The 20548-nt window shown below is 42.2% G+C and carries 20 protein-coding genes and 1 other annotated feature; of the genes, 18 read left to right on the forward strand and 2 right to left on the reverse strand.

The genetic code is table 11. From position 1 onward, the window contains the following. The first annotated feature begins 178 nt into the window (after positions 1-178). From BQ5903_RS02610 to BQ5903_RS02685, 18 genes are all read left to right on the forward strand, one after another. Positions 179-1723: an ABC-F family ATP-binding cassette domain-containing protein gene (locus BQ5903_RS02610; protein ID WP_079578738.1), complete on the forward strand. Its 1545-nt coding sequence runs from the start codon at positions 179-181 to the stop codon at positions 1721-1723. Between the two features lie 61 nt (positions 1724-1784). Continuing rightward, entirely contained in the window at positions 1785-1934 is a 150-nt protein-coding gene (locus BQ5903_RS12175; RefSeq protein WP_231920907.1) for a hypothetical protein, read from the forward strand. 122 nt (positions 1935-2056) lie between these two features. After that, on the forward strand, positions 2057-2209 hold the full coding sequence (locus BQ5903_RS02615; protein ID WP_154022005.1) for a hypothetical protein: 153 nt from the start codon (positions 2057-2059) through the stop codon (positions 2207-2209). A gap of 30 nt (positions 2210-2239) precedes the next feature. Next, positions 2240-2791, forward strand: coding sequence for an amidase family protein (locus tag BQ5903_RS12420; protein WP_268869420.1), 552 nt, complete (start codon positions 2240-2242; stop codon positions 2789-2791). After that, a complete protein-coding gene (locus tag BQ5903_RS12425; protein WP_010497173.1) occupies positions 2781-3515 on the forward strand; it encodes an amidase family protein in 735 nt (244 codons plus the stop codon). Before BQ5903_RS12420 ends, BQ5903_RS12425 begins: the two co-directional genes overlap by 11 nt. 255 nt (positions 3516-3770) lie before the next feature. Beyond that, entirely contained in the window at positions 3771-5189 is a 1419-nt protein-coding gene (locus BQ5903_RS02625; protein WP_079578740.1) for a C69 family dipeptidase, read from the forward strand. A 576-nt stretch (positions 5190-5765) separates the two neighbouring features. Beyond that, on the forward strand, positions 5766-6626 hold the full coding sequence (locus BQ5903_RS02630; RefSeq protein ID WP_010497177.1) for a class I SAM-dependent methyltransferase: 861 nt from the start codon (positions 5766-5768) through the stop codon (positions 6624-6626). A 71-nt stretch (positions 6627-6697) separates the two neighbouring features. Beyond that, positions 6698-7168 (forward strand): hypothetical protein, encoded by a 471-nt coding sequence (locus tag BQ5903_RS02635; protein ID WP_010497179.1) that lies wholly within the window; start codon positions 6698-6700, stop codon positions 7166-7168. A 19-nt stretch (positions 7169-7187) separates the two neighbouring features. After that, complete coding sequence (locus tag BQ5903_RS02640; RefSeq protein ID WP_010497182.1) at positions 7188-8036, forward strand: MurR/RpiR family transcriptional regulator; 849 nt, start codon at positions 7188-7190, stop codon at positions 8034-8036. Positions 8037-8225: 189 nt separating this feature from the next. Beyond that, entirely contained in the window at positions 8226-9128 is a 903-nt protein-coding gene (murQ, locus tag BQ5903_RS02645; RefSeq protein WP_010497183.1) for an N-acetylmuramic acid 6-phosphate etherase, read from the forward strand. A gap of 15 nt (positions 9129-9143) precedes the next feature. Further along, positions 9144-11129 (forward strand): glucose PTS transporter subunit IIA, encoded by a 1986-nt coding sequence (locus tag BQ5903_RS02650; RefSeq protein ID WP_407936224.1) that lies wholly within the window; start codon positions 9144-9146, stop codon positions 11127-11129. Between the two features lie 150 nt (positions 11130-11279). Next, positions 11280-11510, forward strand: a binding site (T-box leader). Positions 11511-11625: 115 nt separating this feature from the next. Then, positions 11626-12669, forward strand: coding sequence for a methionine ABC transporter ATP-binding protein (locus tag BQ5903_RS02655; RefSeq protein WP_010497187.1), 1044 nt, complete (start codon positions 11626-11628; stop codon positions 12667-12669). Then, positions 12662-13348 carry a methionine ABC transporter permease gene (locus tag BQ5903_RS02660; protein WP_079578744.1) on the forward strand — a complete coding sequence of 229 codons (687 nt, stop codon included), beginning with the start codon at positions 12662-12664 and terminating at the stop codon, positions 13346-13348. Before BQ5903_RS02655 ends, BQ5903_RS02660 begins: the two co-directional genes overlap by 8 nt. 50 nt (positions 13349-13398) lie before the next feature. After that, on the forward strand, positions 13399-14226 hold the full coding sequence (locus BQ5903_RS02665; protein WP_056988026.1) for a MetQ/NlpA family ABC transporter substrate-binding protein: 828 nt from the start codon (positions 13399-13401) through the stop codon (positions 14224-14226). Positions 14227-14315: 89 nt separating this feature from the next. Further along, positions 14316-14477: a hypothetical protein gene (locus tag BQ5903_RS02670; RefSeq protein ID WP_154022006.1), complete on the forward strand. Its 162-nt coding sequence runs from the start codon at positions 14316-14318 to the stop codon at positions 14475-14477. Between the two features lie 179 nt (positions 14478-14656). Beyond that, a complete protein-coding gene (locus BQ5903_RS02675) occupies positions 14657-16033 on the forward strand; it encodes a hemolysin family protein (RefSeq protein ID WP_010497190.1) in 1377 nt (458 codons plus the stop codon). A gap of 107 nt (positions 16034-16140) precedes the next feature. Further along, on the forward strand, positions 16141-16923 hold the full coding sequence (locus BQ5903_RS02680) for a tyrosine-protein phosphatase (protein WP_079579643.1): 783 nt from the start codon (positions 16141-16143) through the stop codon (positions 16921-16923). 14 nt (positions 16924-16937) lie between these two features. Beyond that, positions 16938-17447, forward strand: a complete 510-nt coding sequence (locus BQ5903_RS02685) for a methylated-DNA--[protein]-cysteine S-methyltransferase (protein ID WP_010497192.1) — start codon at positions 16938-16940, stop codon at positions 17445-17447. Between the two features lie 51 nt (positions 17448-17498). Here BQ5903_RS02685 and BQ5903_RS02690 read toward each other — a convergent pair whose 3' ends face one another. Both BQ5903_RS02690 and eno read right to left on the reverse strand, forming a co-directional pair. Continuing rightward, the gene (locus tag BQ5903_RS02690; RefSeq protein WP_172823855.1) at positions 17499-18398 is read right to left on the reverse strand and encodes an undecaprenyl-diphosphate phosphatase; all 900 of its coding nucleotides are present in this window, start codon (positions 18396-18398) and stop codon (positions 17499-17501) included. A gap of 227 nt (positions 18399-18625) precedes the next feature. Further along, positions 18626-19906: a phosphopyruvate hydratase gene (gene eno, locus BQ5903_RS02695; RefSeq protein WP_010497194.1), complete on the reverse strand. Its 1281-nt coding sequence runs from the start codon at positions 19904-19906 to the stop codon at positions 18626-18628. Positions 19907-20548: the final 642 nt, after the last annotated feature.

Here is a 20548-nt window from a genome sequence, read left to right on the forward strand (position 1 = left end):
ATAAGCTTGATGTTTTGCAGTTTGCACTGATTTAGTGCATACTCGCTAGAGATAGTTGCGGTAAATGTTTGAAACCTGACTGACCAAGAAAGATATTTCTTACACAGATAATCATTGGAAAAGTTTTACAAAAGACAAAACAGATAATTGAAGCCGCAGAAGATAGGAGAATTAAGTAATGAGTGTTTTAGAAGTTGAACATCTATCAATGGCTTTTGCAGACAAACAGTTATATGAGGATGCATCATTTCGTTTAAATAAGGAAGATCACATGGGTGTCATTGGTCAAAATGGAGCAGGAAAGTCCACCTTGATCAGGTTGTTAACTGGGACTGAATTACCGGATGAAGGAACTGTTAAATGGCAAAATAAAACGACAGTCGGCTATTTGGATCAGTATGTAAAGGCCGGAGCTGGGCAAACGATCGAGGAGTTCTTGCATACTGCTTTTGCTTACTTATTTAGATTAGCTGATAAACAAGCAAAATGTTATGCCCAATATGCACAAGATCCTAAAGATGAATTGTTGGAAGAAGCCGGTAAGATCCAAGAAAAATTGGAAGCTGCTGATTTTTATGGAGTTGACACGAAAATCGCTCAGGTCATGACTGGTTTAGGGATCGACGCGATCGGAGTCGACAAGCAGGTCAGTGAGTGCTCGGGTGGACAGCGTTCAAAAATAATTTTGGCCAAACTTTTGTTAGAGGAGCCCGACGTTTTGCTGCTGGATGAGCCTACCAATTATTTGGATACGGAACACATTGAATGGCTGACGGATTATTTGAATTCATTTGCAGGCTGCTACATGGTTATTTCCCATGACTTTGATTTTTTGGAAAAGATTACCAACTGTATCATTGATGTTGCTTTTGGTAAGATCATCAAATATACTGGGAGTTTCCAATCAGCCGTCAAGCAAAAAGAAGTAAAAAAAGAAGTACAGCGTAAAGCTTATGAAAAGCAGCGCCAGCAGATCGAAAAAGACGAAGCCTATATTCGAAGAAATAAAGCGGGGACACGCTCGACTATGGCCAAGTCACGGCAGAAACGTTTGGATAAAATGGAGCGGATCACGCCGCCAAGCGACAACTTGCAGGCACATTTTAACTTTCCGTATGTTAACTTAATGTCTTCAGAAGTTTTGACAGTTAAAGATTTGTCAGTCGGCTATCAAAGTCCCCTGTTGGAGCCAGTGACTTTTTCTATGTCGCACGGAGAAAAGGTAGTGCTAAAGGGATTCAACGGGGCCGGAAAGTCAACCTTGATCAAATCGATTTTAGGGAAGATCGCGGTGTTTGGCGGTTCGGTCAAATTTGTAGACGCAGTTAAGATCGCTTATTTTGACCAAGACTTGGTTTGGGATGATCCTAGTCAGTCGCCGTTAAAGATGATTCAAAATCAATTTCCAAAATTAGAACCGAAAACGATTCGTCAAAGATTAGCTCGGGCTGGCTTGAATGCATCAAACGCTATGAAGCCGATGAAACTTTTGAGCGGGGGCGAGCAGACCAAGGTCAAGCTGTGTACATTGGAGCTGATCCCCAGCAACTTTATCATCATGGACGAACCGACTAATCACTTGGATGACGAAACGAAGCATGCCTTGCGCGAGTCCTTGCAGGTATTTGACGGCAATGTCTTGTTAGTGACTCATGAGTTCGATTTTTATGCTGGCTGGATCGATAAGGCCTTTGATGTTGCGGCAGCTCGGATCCAGAAATAAAATAATATTGCAGGTCAGGTGTCTTGTTACCAAGACAGTTGGCTTTTTTGTCATAAATTTTGTGCGAGGCCAGTGGAAGTTAGCTCCGATCGCGGTCAAGTCGCGGTCAAGCGGCTGCAGTCAGCTGAAGTTTTATCTGATTGCGGTTGATTTTTTAGAGGTCAAACGAAGTTCTCACCGCTTCAACCGCAGCGGTCAGCTATTTTGTTAACTTGAATCGCAAAATATTTGACTAGATCATTGAATGTGCTTATGCTCTCCTAGCGAGAAGTACTAGTGGGTATTATAACGAACTGCTAGTATTTCAATGAATTCGATCAGTGAGGAATTTTCGTGGTTCACAAACGAAATAAACATACTTATCACTTAGTCCTGGCTGTCTTGCTCGGCGGTGTTTTTTTAGTGGGACAAAGCAGGGACAAAGTACATGCCAAGCCGGTCCCATCAGCTAATATCAATGACTTGCCGATCTCTGATAAGCAATAGCGAAAGGATTCTGCCAATGACTTGGCTCAGATGATCCGCGACGGCAAAGTCACCAGTCCGGAATTGGTCAAGCATGCCGCGGCGTTGATCAAAAAGAAAAATTCAGATTTAAACGCCGTTATTTCTTTGCGTGAGGACAAAGCCCTCAAAGAAGCAAGGATAATGTCTGACACCGGGCAGCCGTTTTATGGGGTGCCACTCTTGATCAAAGGCTTGGGTCAGCAACTTAAAGACGAGTCTAATACTCGTGGGTTACTGCCATTAAGGGGACAAACTGCAACACAAACCTCTGATTATGTCAAACTTTTGCGCTCGCTTGGTTTCGTGATCATTGGTCAAACAAATTATCCTGAATTGGGACTGACTAATGTCACTAAATCAAAGCTTTATGGTGCTGCCCATAATCCGTGGGATCCTAAATATAATACTGGTGGGTCGTCTGGCGGCGGGGTCGCAAGTTTGGCAAAAAGCATTGTGCCTTTAACAACAGGAAATGATGACGGCGGTTCGTTACGGATTCCTGCTTCATGGTCGGGGGTAATTGGCTTGAAACCTACTCAAAGGGGCGATCGTGGGCGATGACACTGTACCGTCAACGGTCAATTTTGCTAATGCGAAAAATGTGGCGGACTTACAAAAATATTTTGACGGGATGATCAACCAAGACAACAGAGAAAAACTCATTAAGGATCCACCAAAAAATCTTAAGAAATATCCGATCGCATACTCGACTAAGTCGCCAGTGGGCACCAATGTCAGCAAAGACGTGGTCAAAGCGGTCAAGCAAACTGTCAAGTTTTTGCGCTCTCAAGGTTATACTGTGGTGAAAAAAGACGCGCCGGTCGAAGGTAAAAAGTTAATGATGACCTATTACACCGAGTCAACGCCGACTGGGACAAACGCCAATAAAATGATCAGACAAAAGACGGGCCAGAACATGAAATACAAGGATGTTTCACCGATGACCTGGGCTTTGTATCGGGTTGACAAGAAACAACCACAGTCGCTAGAAAAGCAGGTTGCCAAGGAAAATAAGTTGGTTGACAAGCAAATGACAGCTTTTCATAAGAAGTATCCCTTATATCTGACTCCAACCACGACTAAAACGGCAGCCAAGAATAGTGATCCAGCTTACTTGCCAAAATACACCAAGAAGTTACACAAGATCTCAAAATTAAGTCATAAAAAACAGATCCACTTGATCTATGATGCTTGGCTGCATTGTTTAGCAAAGACGCCGTTCACCCCACTGGCAAATGTTTCTGGTGAACCTGCATTAAGTTTGCTGGCCTATGTTTCCAAGTAAGGACTGCCGCTCGGAGTTCAGTTCGAAGCGGCCAAGGGTCAAGACCAAATGCTTTTGTTGCAAGGACAACTGAAATTTCTGGATGATTATCAAGCACAGTAAAACAAAGGGTGGTCCTTTACAGCTTGTGAGAGGACGCTATTTTCGTGAGTTGAAAATGGGTGAATTATGAGAATTAGTCGGGGCCAGCAAATTTATGTGCATAAAATGCTAAAATAGAAACGGAATAATAATTTGAGTAAAGGAATGGTTTAAATGAATGAGAGCGCATGTACTACGATCTTGGTCGGCAAGAAAGCAAGCATTGACGGTTCGACGATGATTGCTCGTAACGATGACACATTTTTGCCACTAACACCGCAACGTTTTGTCATGCAACAGGCGGTTTCTGGCCGGCATGAGACCCTAGAATCAAATATCAACGGTTTTAAGGCACCACTGCCAGAATCAGGTTACAAAACGACATTTACTCCCAACGTTGAAGTCGACAGGTGGGGCGTCTTCAACGAAACTTCGATCAACGAAAGAAACGTCGCAATGTCGTCAACAGAATCAGTTTACGGCAATGAACGCGCGCTAGCTTATGATCCCTGGGTAAAGAATGGTTTGGCAGAAGATTCCTTGCAAACTATGGTTGCACCGTTCATTGATTCAGCGCGCCATGGGGTGAAGTACTTAGGCAACTTGATCAAAAAGTACGGTTCTCCCGAAGGAAACGGGATCTTGTTATCTGACGCAAATGAAGTATGGTACATGGAAATCGTTACTGGTCATCACTGGGCTGCAACTCGTATTCCAGATGACGCGTATGCTATCGCAGCTAATCAAGTTGCTCAAGATCATATTGATTTTAATGATCCAGACAATTATATGTGGTCAGACGGTTTGCAGGAGTTTGTTGCAGAACATCATTTGAACCCATCCAAGGACGATTTTAACTTTCGGCGGATCTTCGGGACAGATAATGAAAAAGACCGCCACTACAACACACCGCGTGTTTGGTATGGACAACGCTGTTTTAATCCGGAGATCGAGCAAGATCCGCAAAGTAGCAACCTGCCGTTTATTTGCCACGCTGACCGATTATTATCAGTGGAGGATCTGGAAGACGTTTTAAGTTCTCATTACAATGAAACACCTTATGATCCGTTGGGACATGGTTCTGAAGCAGACAAAAAGAAGTTCCGCCCGATCTCATTAAACCGGACTCAAAATTCCCATGTTTTGCAGATCAGAAATGACGTACCAGCCCAACAAGCTGCCTTAATGTGGATCTGTTTTGGTGTACCAACATTCACACCGTATGTGCCATTTTACAGCAATGCCAATGATACTGACCCATCATGGAGTGAGACGTCTTGTGATTACAATATCAAAGATGCTTATTGGATGTATCGGACATTGTCAATGTTGACGGAAACACATTATTCTAACTTCTTGCAAGAAAATCGTGATTACTTGACAGATGCTAAAGAAGAACAGCACCGTTTGATCGCAGAAACAGACAAGAATGCAGCTGAGTTGAGTGGACAAGAATTGGTAGCTTACTTGACTACTAGAAACCACGAAATGGTTGCAGAAATGCGTGACCGCACAATGAAAGAAATTGGTAATTTTGTCAAACAAGGACTGCAATTGTCCAAGCTGACATTTGATATGGATGCTAATTTGTAATAGTGTTAAGACCTGGTCGAAATGATCAGGTCTTTTTTTAAACAAGGTCAAGTGAAGCGGGAACTTCCGAGCATTATCGGCTAGAAGTTGGGAGAAGTCTTAGCCAATTTGAGAAAATCGGCTAAAAGTCAGACAAAGAATTAGCCAATATGAAAAAATCGGCTAGAAGTCGAGCAAAGTCTTAGCCAATTTGGAAAAATCGGCTAAAAGTCAGGCGAAGAATTAGCCAATATGAAAAAATCGGCTAGAAGTCGAGCAAAGTCTTAGCCAATTTGGAAAAATCGGCTAAAAGTCGAGCAAAGTCTTAGCCAATTTAGCAAAATCGGCTAAAAGTCGAGCAAAGTCTTAGCCAATATGAAAAAATCGGCTAGAAGTCGAGCAAAGTCTTAGCCAATTTGAGAAAATCGGCTAAAAGTCAGACAAAGAATTAGCCAATATGGCAAAATCGGCTAAAAGTCAGGCGAAGAATTAGCCGATTTGGAAATTAAGCTACATTAACAGTCAGCTGAAAAATAGTGATAAAATAAATAAGACAAAACAATTCGCTAACCACACATAAAGACTGGAGTAAATTGAATGAGCAATAACAAAAAAGAAGTCCACGAAAACTTAGCAAACTGGGATGACCGTGCTGACATCCATGCAAACGGCGGCTATGGCGATCTCAACATGTTTGCGGCTGATCCGCATGCGCTCACGGCAACTGTCAAGCGTGACTTGGCAGTCTTGCAGCCTTTTTTGCCGAGTGGTTCAGTAGCTGGTGAACGTTTGTTACATCTGCAATGTCATATTGGAAATGATACTCTCAGCTGGTGGCGGCTTGGAGCTCAGTCTGTTCATGGACTGGACTTTTCTCCCAAATCGTTGGACTATGCAAGAAAATTAGCTGCCAAAGCCCGGGCGGATATTAATTATGTTAAAGGTGATGCCCGTTATGCTGCGGCAGCGTTGCCTGACAAATTAGGGCAGTTCGATGTCATTGTGACTAGCGCAGGAACTATCACCTGGCTGCCGGATCTGAAAGATTGGGCGCAGTCGATTGCTGACTTGTTAGCACCTAATGGAGTTTTTATGATCCGCGACAATCACCCATTGTTATTTGCCTTGGATAATGAAGGCTTTGAGATCAAGCAAGATTACTTCAGTGGGACTCAGTCATTTTATGAAGACGATGGCTCATATGTTGTCAGCACTAAAGCGAATAACAATGCTAAGGTCAAACATACGCGTAATTACAACTGGGCTCATGACTTTCATGAGATCGTGTCTGTTTTACGAGCCGCTGGATTAACGATCGAAGAGTTGGGGGAGCACCAAGTTACTGATTGGCAGGCTTTGCCAATGTTAACCTATGATGAGAGTAAAGACGAGTGGAAAATACCAGCTGGCTATCCGCAAATACCGTTGACCTTTTCAGTGGTCGCACGTAAAAGTTAACGAACTTTGCTTTTTTTCAAATTGCCAGTATAATGTTTGCTAGAAATTCTTAGGGGATGTGGAATAAAATAATGCAGATCGCAGTAAATAAATTTGTAGAAGAAATAACTAATGAAAATTATGAGATCAAACAAGTCGAAGCCACGAAAAGTGAATTCGCTAAAAAAAAGACTAAGCTAGTTGATCAAATGATCACTAATTTCGTGCAGGTCACAAATGATGACAAATTGGTGCAAAGCCGGTTGTTGTTAAAAACTAAGGGAGAACCGATCATTATTAGTCTGGAAAGTGGTGTGATCAATTTACCATTTGAAAATGTCAAGCAGGTCGATAACTTTTTCGACCAGCAAGAAGATGAAGTGCCAGCTGTCGTTAATTTGATTGTTAAAGCTCCAGCCATAAATGCATCCGGCTTGCGGATCGACCAGATCTGTTCGGTCACTGAACTGGGACAAGCACCTGAAGAGTTCGGCGAAAAAATTACGGCTAGAGTGCAGGAATTATTGGATACGATCGAGGAAAACTCAGCTAGTAAAAAATAAATGATCGAGGGAAAGTCATATGGAAAATATTTTGGTCGTGATCCAAAACGTAAGGAATCAGGTCAGCAAAAAAGAACGTGTTTTATGCGACTACATCTTGGTCTCACCAACTGAAGTCATGCAATTACCCGTCCAAAGCCTGGCACAACGCTGTCAAATCAGTGCAGCGACAGTTGTTCGTTTTTGCCGCCGTTTGGACCTTGATGGTTATTCTGATCTGAAGTTGCATTTGTCAGCAGCAGTTCAGGAGACTCAGGGTCAAGAGTATGGTGAGATCAAACCTGGGGAAAGTGCGAGCGAAATCAGCGGTAAACTACAGCTGCATTTTGAAAATGCGTTGAAAGTCACGACTAAAAAACTCGATGATCAAGTGATCGAAACAGTTGTTACTGCACTCCATGAAGCACATCAAGTCCAGCTTTTTGGGCTGGTGTCATCTTCACTTGTTGTGCAAGATATGTACCAAAAACTAAGCCGCTTGGGCCTTAGTGCCGTCGTCAATAATGACATTCATTTGGCAGCAACGACTTTAGCGTCTGGCAGTACTGAAGATCTCTTGCTTGTAGTTTCGACCAGCGGCAATACCAAGGAAGTCGTGACTTTGCTGAAATTTGCCAAAGAAAAGAGTATTACGACCGTTTTAGTGACAGCAAATACTAACTCTACCGGAGCCAGGTTGGCGGATCACCTGCTCGAATCGCAAAATTTGGGTGAGTCAGTGATCCGACCCGGAGCTTCGACCTCGCTAGTCACTGAATTTTTCGTGGCTGACGTTTTGTTGTTTCGCTACGTTGCGCGGTATTATGCCGAAGTCTTAAATAGTTTGAAAGACTCGCGTGAGTTGATCAAACGTTTGAATAATGATTGAATGGGGCGTCCTAACGGGACAGCCTCTTTTTTTAACATAAAATAAATTATTTTGATTGCTATTTAAGAAATTTTATTTCATAATTATAACAATTAAAATTATTAAAACCGAATAATGTTTGAATAATGCGCTTACAAATGCTAAAATTCGGTTAGTAAGAAAGCTTTTAAATTGGAAAGGAGTATGCAGATGAAAGTTGATCTGAGTAATTTGACGACTGAACGACGTAATGACGCTACGATGAATTTAGATGAATTATCTGTAGAAACAGCTGCCCAATTGATGAATCAAGAAGATCAAAAGGTCGCTCCCAGTGTTGAAAAAGCATTGCCGCAGATCGCACAAGCAGTTAAACAGATCATTCAAGCGTTTAACCACGGCGGTCGCCTGATTTATATGGGGGCGGGTACTAGCGGACGTTTGGGTGTTTTAGATGCTGCCGAATGTGTTCCGACCTTTGGTGTTTCAAAGGAAATGGTAGTCGGCTTGATCGCTGGCGGTGCACAGGCGATGACAGTTGCAGTCGAAGGGGCTGAAGATTCCTTGACCTTGGGGCCGCAAGACTTGCAGGAATTAAACTTGACAGAAAATGATGCAGTTGTTGGGATCACGGCAAGTGGTCGGACACCATATGTGATCAGCGGTTTGAAGTACGCGGCAAGTGTCGGGGCCGCTACGATCTCACTGGCATGTAATCCGAATGCCGCGATCTCTAAGTACGCGAAAACTACGATCGAAGTTGATTGCGGACCAGAATTTTTGACAGGGTCGACCCGTTTGAAGTCAGGGACAGCGCAAAAGCTGATCTTGAATATGTTGTCTACTTTGTCGATGATCGGGATCGGTAAAGTTTACAATAATTTGATGGTCGATGTTAAAGCAACTAATGAAAAGCTGGTTGAGCGTGCCAAGCAGATCGTCATGCAGGCCACTGGTGTCAGCTATGCAGAGGCCGAGCATTATTTGGACGAAGCAAACCTGAGTGTCAAAACGGCGATCGTGATGGCAAAAACGGGTACGAATAAAGAGCAAGCAGAACAAAGACTAGCTGCTGCAGATGGTTTTGTTAAAAAAAGTATTGAAGGCGAATAAAAAGGGGGCTGTTTTATTATGGCAGATGAATTTAATGCTAAAGAAGTCGCGGAAAAAATTTACAAGTATTCCGGCGGCGTGGACAACGTAGAATCATTTGAAAATTGTATGACCCGGATCCGGATCGAGGTCTTTGACCATGACAAGATCGATGAAGCTAAACTAAAGGAACTCCCGGGGGTATTGGGTGTTGTTAATGATGAGCAGTTACAGGTCGTTGTTGGACCTGGTAAAGTTAACAAAGTCGATGCTGCGATGGAAGCTTATTCTGGTAATAAATCGGGTGAAAAAGTTGAAAGCAACAAAGCTCGTGCTGCGCAACGTGCTGAAGAAGTAAAAGCTGAAACGAAGGAAAAACAGAAGAAATCACCGTTTAAGTCATTATTGAAAGATATTGCTAATATCTTCGTTCCGATGATCCCAGCCTTTGTTGGTTCTGGTTTGATTGCTGGTATTGCAGCCATTATTTCTAACTTGATCACCTCTAAAACGCTGACGGGTGAAGGTTGGACTCAAGTTGCACTAGTTCTTAATATTATTAAAAACGGTATGTTTACATACTTGCCAATTTATACCGGGATCAATGCTGCACGAGTCTGGGGTGCCACACCAACACTTGGCGGGGTTACCGGTGCAGTTGTCTTACTGACAGGGATGGACCCTGATGCACCGATCAAAAACCTTTTTAACGGTAGTGCTCTAGCCGCTAACCAAGGCGGTATTATTGGTGTTATTTTGGCAGTTTGGCTGTTATCTGTGATTGAAAAGAAGATGCACCAGTGGATCCCTGATTCGATCGATATTATTATCACGCCGATGGCCGGCTTGCTGCTGATAGGATTGGCAGAGATCTTTGTCATTATGCCATTAGCCGGTTTTGTTTCTGACGGGTTAGTTGGCGGGATCAACTGGGTCTTAAATGTCGGGGGAGCTTTTTCCGGTTTCGTTTTGGGAGCTTTGTTCTTGCCGATGGTTATGTTAGGCTTGCATCAAATCTTAACGCCGATCCATGTGCAAATGATCAGCCAGACTGGTAATACTCCGCTTTTGCCGATCTTAGCGATGGCTGGTGGCGGACAAGTTGGAGCTGCTATTGCTTTGTGGATCCGTTTACGTCACGATCAAAAATTAGTTGACATGATCAAGGGCTCATTGCCAGTTGGGATCTTGGGTATTGGTGAGCCGTTGATCTATGCGGTAACTTTGCCATTAGGGCGGCCATTTATTACCGCATGTATCGGTGGCGGGATCGGTGGTGCTGTGATCGGCGCTATCGGTAAGATCGGTGCCATCGCGATCGGACCATCTGGTTTGCCGTTGATTCCATTGATCGATCATGGTCGCTGGTGGGGCTATGTTTTAGGTTTGATCGCAGCTTATATTGGCGGTTTTATTGTCACTTACTTCTTTGGAATACCGAAGGATAAGTTAGCAGTTGAAAAGGCTGAAGCTGCTGCAGAACGTGCAGGTGTCGCAGTTGAAGAACTACAAGCAGATAAAGTTGCAGATGAAGAAGTTCAGCCACAGGCAGATCCTAAAATCAAAAATGAAAGTTTACAGTCAGCAGTGAGTGGTGAGTTGAAAGATATTACTGCTTCGGCAGATGACGTCTTTTCAAAGAAAACGATGGGTGATGGTTATATCGTAAAACCAACGAGTGGGGAAATTTATGCACCGATCAACGGGACGATCAGTTCAGTTTTCCCTACTAAACACGCGCTAGGGATCACCACAGCGGGCGGTTTGGAAATTTTGATTCACTTAGGGATCGATACTGTTGACCTAAAAGGAACTCCGTTTGACGTAAAAGTTTCTGCAGGTCAACAGGTAACTGCTGGTGAACTGTTGGCAAATGTTGACTGGCAGGCGGTTACAGACGCAGGCAAATCAACGGAAACGATCATCGCAGTCACTAACATGGATCAGGTTGCGGACTTTAGTTTGGATAAGACAGGACAAATCGCAGCCAAAGACCAAGTTGCTGAGATCAAATTAAAGTAAATAGTTTAACAGAACTGAGTTGCCAAGCATATTTTTGGCGACTCGGTTTTTGGCTTAAGTAAGAAGTTTGCCATCAATAACTAATACAATTATAAAAAAACAGTTGACAAAGCTCATTTTAACGCTTAATATCAAAGACATTAAGAATATGAAAAAACGTTGAAGAGAAGAGTAATTTTCCTTAGTACATTTAAAGAGACCTTCGGTGGCTGCAAAGAAGGATGGAAAGAGAAAATGAAGATGAGCTCTAAGTTGATCGTTAGTGCAAGCTGACGGTCCGCCGATTGCGATACCATCACGGTCTTGTTTGAGACTAAGCGGCTATTATGATATCTAAAAGTAATAGCAATTAAGGTGGTACCACGGGTTTTCGTCCTTTGTATGACAAAGGGTGGGACCCGTTTTTTTATACCCAGGATGAGGCGAACCTCCAGAGGTTAAATAATATTGACAGAGCAGATTTTTAATGACATAGAGCAGAAAGCAGGATAGGTCAATGATAGAGTTAAAAGACATTTCGAAAACCTTCCAAACAAAGGAGGGGGAAGTCAAGGCTGTTAAGAATGTGAATTTGACAGTCAGCAGTGGTGAAGTTTACGGAATAGTCGGTTTTTCCGGTGCCGGTAAAAGTACCTTGGTCCGAATGTTAAACGGACTAGAAATGCCGACTTCTGGCGAAGTTTTGATCGATGGTACTAGGATCGATACCCTGAGTGGTGAAAAATTGCGTGATCAACGTAAAAAGATCGGTATGATCTTTCAGCATTTCAACTTGCTCTGGTCACGGACAGTTTTGGAAAACATCATGTTTCCGATGGAATTAAGCGGCATCTCTAAAGCTGAGCGTGTTAAGAAAGCACAAAATTTGGCAGACCTAGTTGGCTTGGGGGATCGGGTCCATTCATATCCAGCACAGCTTTCTGGTGGACAAAAACAGCGGGTCGGTATTGCTAGAGCTCTAGCCAATGATCCAGATATCTTGATCTCTGACGAAGCGACAAGTGCCTTGGACCCGCAAACGACCGATGAAGTGTTAGACTTACTGGAACATATCAACCAGCAAATGAACTTGACGATCATCATTATCACACACGAGATGCATGTTATTCGCCGTTTGGCAGATTCAGTTGCGGTAATGGAGGATGGTAAATTGATCGAAAAAGGGCCAGTCTCAACAGTCTTTACCGATCCACAAGAAGAATTGACTAAACGTTTTGTTAATTCGGAAGTGGATAAAAGTCAAACTCCTGATATCAAGCAAATTACAGCTGATTTGATCAAAAAATATCCGCAAGGCAAGATCGTTTCACTCAAATTTCATGGTGATCAAGTCAAACTGCCGATCGTAACTGAAATGATCCGCGAATTTCCTAATGTAACGATGAGTATCTTAGAAGGTTCTATTCATCAAATCGGTGACAAGCAGAGTGCGATCGGTACGTTGTTTGTTCAACTACTAGGAGAACCTAAAGATATTGAAGGAGCATTGGACTTCCTGAACAAAATGCGTGTAGAAACGAAGGTGATCAATAATGGGTGAGCAAGGACTTAGTTCATATTTCCAATTTAATAACGTCAACTGGCCCAATGTGTGGAATGCGGCCTGGGAAACTTTATGGATGACGGTTTTATCGGTAGTGATCGTGGCGTTCTTGGGGATCTTGTTGGGGTTGTTGCTATATCAAACGGATGGTAGTAAGAATATCGCCGTTAAGATCTTAAATTGGATCGTCGGATTCTTTGTCAACGTCTTTCGTTCGATACCTTTTATCATTTTGATCGTCTTGTTATTGCCAGTCACTCAGGTGATCGTTGGGGCGATTACAGGTGCCAAAGCCGCGATCCCATCGCTGGTCGTCTCGGCCGCACCGTTTTATGCCCGGTTAGTACAAATTGCCTTTAATGATGTTGATAGTGGGGTGATCGAGGCAGCATATTCAATGGGTGCCAGCAGCTGGCAAGTTGTCTGGAAAGTCTTGATCCCGGAAAGTTTGCCGGCTTTAGTTTCAGGTATCACTGTTACAGCAATTTCATTGATCGGTTATACGGCGATGGCTGGTGCGATCGGTGCAGGTGGTTTAGGACAGTTGGCTTATACAGATGGTTTCCAATCGTACAATAATGCTATTACGTTGGCAGCAACGGTCGTAATCGTGATAATCGTGTTTGCGTTCCAGTATTTGGGAGATCTTGTTACCAAAAAAGTCGATAAACGCTAGTAATTAATGTTGATCAATAGAAACAAAACAAAAAATAGGAGTTGAAGAATATGAAAAAGAAACGTTTGGTAAGTTTATTGTCTATTGCAGCAGCCAGTGTGCTTTTGCTGGTCGGTTGTGGGTCAAAGGACAGTTCAAGTCAAAAGACAACGACGATCACTGTTGGTGCTTCGGCTAATCCGCATGCTAAAATTTTGGAACATGTTAAGCCGCAACTGAAAAAGGAAGGCATTAATTTGAAGGTCAAGGTCTTTGATGATTACGTAATGCCTAATAAAGCTCTGGCTTCAAAAGAATTAGATGCTAACTACTTCCAACATAAACCATTTTTAAATAATTGGAACAAAAAAAATAAGGGCAGTTTAGTTAATGCTGGCGGTGTTCATTTGGAACCGATCGGTGTTTATTCTAAGAAATACAAGAACTTAAAAGATCTGCCTCAAAATTCAACAGTTCTGGTCTCCAGCAACGTAGCTGATTATGGCCGTGTTTTACAAATATTTAAAGATGCTGGTTTGATCACAATCAAAAAAGGTGTCAACCTTGAAACAGCGACATTTGATGACATTGCAACTAATAAGAAAAACTTGAAGTTCAAGCATACTTATGAGGCAAAATTGATGCCTAAATTGTATGAATCAAATGAAGCTGCCGCAACTGTGATCAATGCGAACTATGCCGTGCAAGCTGGTTTGAATCCGCCAAAAGATAGTATCGCACTGGAAAAGAAGTCCTCTCCTTACGTCAATGTGGTCGCAGTCCGCAAAGGCGATACGAAGAAACCTGCGATCAAGAAGTTAATGAAGGCTTTGCAATCAAATTCAACACAGAACTGGATCAAGAAACAATATAAAGGTGGCGTACTTCCGGCTAAGTAAAAGCTGGGGGATGTCTCTTAAAGAAAGTCGTTGCTAAGAGCAGCGGCTTTTTGTATTTTAATTAAAAAGGAAGTCATCTGGCCCTAAGTATGACAAATCAACGACTAGAGAGGAAAGCTAACTTCCAGGCGCAAACTTTTGGTAAAGTGACATCACTAGTTGAATTGAAACTTATGGTTGAGTTTATCAAACGTTTGAAAGAAAGACTGGGAAAGACAGTTGAACAGTGGGCTGGAAAAGCAATGAGCTAAAATTTTAAGATGTATCGTAGCCGCCCTGTTTTTCTATAAAGAGAAGTCAATAATGATCATTGGTACAATACTTAATTTTGCACAGCTGTTGCAGTGAAGTTTGTACATAATTTTGGCAAAAGGTGCTATGATATATTTAGAATAAATATAAGTATAATTTAGAAATGAGGAATGACTTAATGTCAAGTGGTCAAACGATCACAAATTTGTTCATCATATTGATCGTATTCTTTTTTGCGGCGTTTTTCGTTGCGTCTGAATTTGCCATTGTTACCTTACGTAAGAGTGCGGTAGAAAGTGCTCTTGAAAGTGGGAAGGGCAACCAGCGCAGGTTAAAATTATCCTTACAGATGATAAATAACATGAATGAATATCTATCAACTACACAGGTCGGAGTTTCATTGACAGGGATCATCTTAGGTTGGATCGGTGCCGATTCGTTGACTAAGATCTTTTTGGACCTGTTTGGTGTTTTACCTTTTAGTCACACGACCGCTGTGTCGATCAGTGCAATTTTAGGTGTTGTATTGTTGACTTATTTGGAAGTGGTCTTGACTGAGATCGTGCCGAAAAATATCAGTATTGATATGCCCATGAAAATGATGATGTTTATCGTCACACCTTTGCATTATTTTCATATTATCTTTTACCCGTTCGTGTGGTTGCTGAATGTTTCTGCCACCGGGATCGTCCGCTTGATCGGATTAAAACCTGCAGGTGAAGATGAAGATGTTTTATCGCAAAACGAGATCTTGAACATCTCTAAAAACGCCGTGACTGGCGGGTCGATCGATCGTAATGATTATTTATATATGGAGCGTGCTTTTGAATTTAATGATAAGGTCGCTAAAGACATCATGGTCGATCGGACTAGCTTGGAAGTCATCGATGTGACTCAAACAGTCGATGATGTTACTGAGCTTTATTTGGAACAAAAGTTTAGTCGTTATCCGGTCGTTGCTAATAATGATAAGGATAAGATCTTGGGCTATGTTTACATCTATGACATCGTTCGTCAAGCTCAAGTCGATGGAACTGTGCGTGTTGCAAAACTAATGCGGACTATTAGTACTGCTCCGGAAGTTACGCCGATTCAAAACTTATTGAAGCAAATGATTCAAAAGCACGTCCCCATGGTCGTCATTTTGGACGAGTACGGCGGTACCAGCGGGATCGTAACTGACCGCGATATTTATGAAGAGTTGTTTGGGACAGTCAAAGATGAGGCCGATGATGTTTCACCAGATGATATTATTGACAACGGTGATGGGACCTATAGTGTTTCTGGCAAAACTACTCTCTATGATTTTGAACGCTATTTTCATTTTAAGGACAAGTATTTCCAGGAATCTGAGTCTGTGACAGTTGCTGGTTACTTGCTGGAAAATTATAAGATCAAGCTGGGCAGTGAGATCGAGATCGGACAGTTGAATATCAAAGTAACAGAATTTAACCGGAACTACATCGAATGGATGACGGTTGAAAAATTGCCGGAAGAAGAATCAACGTCAGATGATGATGAGAAATCAGAAACAAACAATTCGACTGCAGACTAGTCATGTGGTTAAATAGTAGGTGAAAGTAAGGACGGGAAAACTAAACTCCCGTCCTTTTTTAAAGCTAGAGGGTTTGTTATAAGAGAACTTGAAGGGGTGACTTGATTTTGGAAAAAGATCGGATGTTAAAACTCAGGTTTGGTGTTGATTTTCGCGAAATGGGCGGATATCCTACCAAGAACGGCCAGGTGACTCAATGGCGCAAACTTTTGCGTAGTGGGAACCTCGGTGAACTAGCACCTGAAGATGTGGATTATTTGAAAGATTATGGTCTCAAATACGTGGTCGATTTGCGTTCGGAATCAGAATCTGCTTATTTCCCAGACAAAATGCCTGAAGGAGCACATTATTATAATTTATCAGTTTATCCATTTGCCTCATCTTTATTTAAAAATTTGGGTGTCGTTGGGTCAATGAAGTTGAAGACTGGCAACTTGTCGTTTGTTGACGAGTCCTACGCGCAAATGTTAGCGGATCCCCATGCGCAACATGTTTATCGCAATCTTTTCCAACTGTTATTGCAAAATGATCAGCCTGATGAAAGTTTGGTTTTTCATTGTGCAGCGGGCAAGGATCGGACTGGAGTCGGCGGCTTTTTGATTTTAAATGCTCTCCAGGTCAAAGATGAAGCGATCATGAATGATTATTTGATGACTAATCTTTATTATTCTAATGCATCGACTGAGATGATCAACGGTATTTTAACTGATGATGATCAGGACAGTTTGGCTAATGAGTTGAATTCTAACTTGGCTGTTGCCAGCGAGAACTTTGAAACTTTGTACCATACTGCCAATGCGATCTCAGGTTCTGTCCAAAATTATCTGCAAGATAAGATGAAACTATCGGATCAAGATTTAGAAAAGCTGGGTAAGTTGTATCTGAAATAGTGAGAAGGGGTCAGATGAATTCAACGATCAACACACAAATTTATTATTCACCGTTAGGAAAATTACTGCTGGCCAGCAACGGACAAAGCCTAATTGGCTGTTGGTTTGAAGACCAAAAATATTACGCTGCGGGTCTTTGCCAGACGCAGATGCGCGACCAGCAAGATCATGTTTTGAAACAGGCAGCGCTTTGGCTTGATCAGTATTTTGCCGGGCAAAATCCAGGAGCTGGTTTCGTTCACTTGGATCCGCAAGTAACTGAGTTTAGGCGGTCAGTTCTAACTGCTTTGCAACAGGTCTTATATGGGAAAGTGATCAGCTATCAAGATTTAGCTGCCCAGGTGAAAACGCCGGCTGTTTCTAGCAAGTATGCCCGTTCAGTCGCCGGAGCAGTGGCGCATAATCCGCTGAGCATCTTTATTCCCTGTCATCGCGTGGTCGGCAGTGATGGTTCACTGACTGGCTATGCAGGCGGAATAGAACGAAAGAAAGCTTTATTGAAATTGGAACAGAGAAAACGATGATATTAAAAAAGGGGCTTCCTACATGGCAAATGTAAGAAGTCCCTTTGTGTTTTATAACAAGAATAAATTAACTCCGATCACAAGTGCACCTAGAATGATCCGGTACCAACCAAAAGCTTTGAAATCGTTGTTTTTGATGTAGTTCATCAAGAAGCGGATCGACATGTAGGCAACGACAAATGATACAACCATGCCAACTAACAAGATCACACCTTGTTCGCCGCCAAGAGAGCCTCCTTTGGCAAAGAACTTAACGATTTTTAGCAGCGAGGCCCCAAACATCGTTGGGATCGCTAAGAAAAATGAAAATTCAGTCCCGACATAACGTGAAGCTCCAATTAAGATAGCCCCTAAGATCGTCGCACCGGAGCGTGAAGTTCCGGGGATCAAAGATAAAACTTGAAACATTCCGATAAACAATGCAATGCTGTAAGGCAAGCTGTCAAGATCAGAATATCTTGCATGCAGGTCAGACTTTTTCTTTTCGTTGCGATTTTCGACGATAATGAACAAAATCCCGTATATGATCAGTGTTGCTGAGACAACGGCCCAGTTCATCAAGTGCTCGTCCATCCAGTCGTTAAGAGGTAAGCCGATGATCGCAGATGGAAGCACAGCGACGATGACTTTTAACCACAGGTTCCAGGTACTTTTCTTTTCCCGCCCCGTTTTTTTAGGAGAGAGGGGATTTAATTTATGGAAGTACAAGACGACCACAGCCATGATGGCCCCTAACTGGATCACAACGTTAAACATGTCGGTGAATTGTTTAGGCTGTTGCATTTTGATGAATTCATCGACCAAAACAAGGTGTCCAGTTGAACTGATCGGAAGAAATTCAGTGATCCCTTCAACGATGCCTAAGATTATTGATTTTATAATATCCAAAAGAAATTGATCCTTTCTCGCGTTAAATATGTACGCTATTTGTTTAGTAACAAAAACTATCATAGCTATTTTTTTCATTGTGTTCAAGTTTTCATGCTAAATTTATGAAAATTTCAGTTTTTGGTCAGCTATTTTGTTTTTTTCACCTGGTAATAGAGCTTTTTGTCAGATTTAGTCGTGAAACCGACCTGAAACATTGCGTTGATGAATCTTGCAGCATGTACTATGTTACAAAAAAAGCTCAGCTCTCAATTAAGAGAACTGAGCCAAACACTTTGATGTGTTAAATTTTAGTCAAAGTCAACACTGTGTGGGAAACGTGCAACAGGTGCTGTACCCTTGAGTTCTTCTTCGATACGGAGAAGTTGGTTGTACTTTTCAACACGTTCTGAACGTGCCATAGCACCAGTCTTGATTTCACCAGATTCTGTGGCAACAGCGAAGTCAGCGATGAATGTATCGCCAGTTTCACCTGAACGGTGTGACATCATAACTGTCCAGCCGTTCTTTTTAGCCATGCGAATTGTTTCTAGTGTTTCTGAAACTGTACCGATTTGGTTAAGCTTGATCAAGACAGCGTTACCGCAGCCTTTCTTGATAGCTTCACGAACGATAGCAGGGTTAGTAACAACTAAGTCATCGTCAACGATTTGAACTTTGTCGCCAACAGCTGCAGTGAACTTAGCGTAGTTCTCCCAGTCGTCTTCGCCAAATGGATCTTCGATCGAAATGATCGGGTACTTTTCAACTAAGCCTTCGTAGTACTTGATCATTTCGTCAGGAGTCTTTTCTGTTCCTTCGAATTTGTAGTTACCAGTGTCATGGTCGTAGAATTCTGATGAAGCAGGATCTAAAGCAATAGCAATTTCTTCGCCTGGTTCGTAGCCAGCTTGTTTGATAGCTGCAACGAGCATTTCAATTGCTTCTTCAGTTGAGTCCAAACGTGGAGCAAATCCACCTTCGTCACCCAAGCCTGTTTCGTAGCCTTTTTCAGCTAAAACGCTCTTCAATGTGTGGTAGACGTTAGCGATTTTTTCGATACCGTCACGGAATGATTCTTTCTTAACTGGAGAAATCATGAATTCCTGTGTGTCGATACCTGAATCGGCATGCTTACCACCATTGATAACGTTATGGAATGATTGAGGTAATTCTGCATGTGTACCGCCAAGGTAACGATACAAAGGAATACCTTCATAGTTAGCTGCTGCACGACAGTTAGCCATTGAAACACCCAAAATAGCGTTGGCACCTAAGCGACCCTTGTTATCAGTACCATCAAGGTCGATCATGATTTGGTCAACTGCTGCTTGGTTGAATGGGTCAACACCATGCAAAGCATCATTGATTTCAGTATTTACGTTGTTAACAGCCTTCAAAACACCTTTACCTTGAAGACGGTCACCACCATCACGTAATTCAACAGCTTCTCTTTCACCAGTAGAAGCACCAGATGGAACAGCAGCGCGACCCATTGTGCCGTCTGACAAGATCACATCGGCTTCAACAGTCGGGTTGCCACGGGAATCAAAGATTTCGCGTGCTTTAACCTTTTCAATATAAACAGACATTTAATAAGCTCCTCTCTTTCATGTGAAACTGCCTCAGACAATTTCACTAGTCCAGAAAAAATATTTTTTGATGAACTCACTGACATTCATCCACCTTCATTATTTTATCGTTTTTAGTGTGGAAAAACAAGCAAAATATGTGAATATACACGCAAACTAGCTAATGGTTTCATAAGTTTTCAGAAAAAGCGTTTTCTTATTTTCTAAAATTTCAAGTTTATGACAAATTTGTGTTACTCGGATGCTGACTTGCCGTAGATGAGCTTAATTATTGACCGCTTACAGTTTTCTTTATACCATATTTTAAAACGTTACCTTGAAAATAATTGGCAAAAGAGTCGTTTCACTGGTAGTTAATTCATATTAGTTGAGTTCTCTCGGCTTTGTTTTAGTAGTCGGGCTACGTGAATCAAAAGTCTGCGCCTATCCAACTTCAACAACAAGTCGTAAAAAACACGACTTATTGTTGAAGTCCGATAATGCTCAACTTTTAAGCGATTCACTCCGCCCTGTTTTTTTAGTCGGGCTACGTGACCCAGAAAGCTCCGCCTAATTAACTTAGACATCACGACAAGAAAAGCACTTGCCATAATGCCTAAGTCCATTAGTGCTCACTTTCTCCCGGCTCACTTCACCCTGTTT

The sequence above is a fragment of the Ligilactobacillus acidipiscis genome, from assembly GCF_900116935.1.
Classification (GTDB): domain Bacteria; phylum Bacillota; class Bacilli; order Lactobacillales; family Lactobacillaceae; genus Ligilactobacillus; species Ligilactobacillus acidipiscis.